The 1,010-nt window shown below is 57.4% G+C and carries 1 protein-coding gene; it reads left to right on the top strand.

Going from position 1 to position 1,010, the window contains the following annotated elements; all coding sequences use genetic code 11:
- Positions 1-624: 624 nt before the first annotated feature.
- Positions 625-747 carry a hypothetical protein gene (locus CVS30_RS18445; RefSeq protein WP_281268097.1) on the top strand — a complete coding sequence of 41 codons (123 nt, stop codon included), beginning with the start codon at positions 625-627 and terminating at the stop codon, positions 745-747.
- The last annotated feature ends 263 nt before the right edge of the window (positions 748-1,010 follow it).

The following is a 1,010-nucleotide window of genomic DNA, read 5'->3' as shown; positions in this document are numbered from 1 at the left end:
GAGTAGGACACCGCCGGACAACACGTAACAAGGTCGAGGCCCCACACCACCAGGTGCGGGGCCTCCCTCATTTAACACCCAACAACGATAGCCGCCCCCACACCAGGGTGGCTATCACTGTTTAACACCACCAGTCATAGCCACCCCCACTAACCACACCCCACTAACCCAGGGGCGGCTACCACTCTTTAACAACCACCCACCATCCTGGCCGGCCGTGGCCGGCTATCACCCCAGCCACCTCCACGCCGGGGTGGCTATCACTGTTTAACGCGGCACCTACCCTGGCCGGCTATCACGACAGCCTGGATTGATTACGATCTTACGTATCAGTAGGGGAGGGTTCTGGTTCTGGAAGGTATGTAGCCCGAGCCGAGCTCACCGGACCCAGGCCAAGCCATACCCACTGGGCCAAGCCAAGCTGCGCCTACTTGGGCCTAGGTCGAGCTTGCGCCTATTGGGTTCAGGTTGAGCCGAGCGGGGGTGGGTTGCTCGGTGTGTGGTGTGTGGTTTGTGTGGTGTGGCTGGGTGGGGAGAGATTGGCCACCTCGGGTACTCAACCGCAGCCGAGGGTGGTGGTGCATGACGGTTCCGGGGCAGAGGTTACTGCGGTGATGGTGGTGCATGACGGTGGTTGTCTGCCCTTTGTTGTTGTGGGCGGTGGTGGTGTGGGTTGTTCTGGTGGTGTGTGTCACGGGTGGTGAGGGGTTTGTGGTGGGTGTGGGTGGTGTTGGGGTGGGTGGTTAAAGTTTTTTGTGGTGGTGTTTGGGTGCGGGTTGGCGGGGTTTTTGGGGTGGTGGGGTGTGGTGTGGGGTCGGTGGTGGGGGTTGGTTGGTTTGCATGTTGGTGAAAAGGTGTGTATTGTTTTTCGAGTTGCCCCGGCACTGATCGACACGGATTCACTGGTTGTTTACTGGTTGTTTGTGTGTGTGTTGGCTGGGTGTGGTTGTTGTTTGAGAACTCAATAGTGTGCCAAGTTTTATTGATACCAATTTATTTATATTGAATTG

It is taken from the genome of Arthrobacter psychrolactophilus (genome assembly GCF_003219795.1).
Lineage (GTDB): Bacteria > Actinomycetota > Actinomycetes > Actinomycetales > Micrococcaceae > Specibacter > Specibacter psychrolactophilus.
The sequence above is the reverse complement of the archived record's forward strand: the minus strand, read 5'-3'. Positions and strand labels throughout refer to the sequence as shown.

Coding starts and splice junctions, on each gene's coding strand:
- CVS30_RS18445 (WP_281268097.1), top strand. CDS start 625: ATGACGGTGGTTGTCTGCCCTTTGTTGTTGTGGGCGGTGGTGGTGTGG.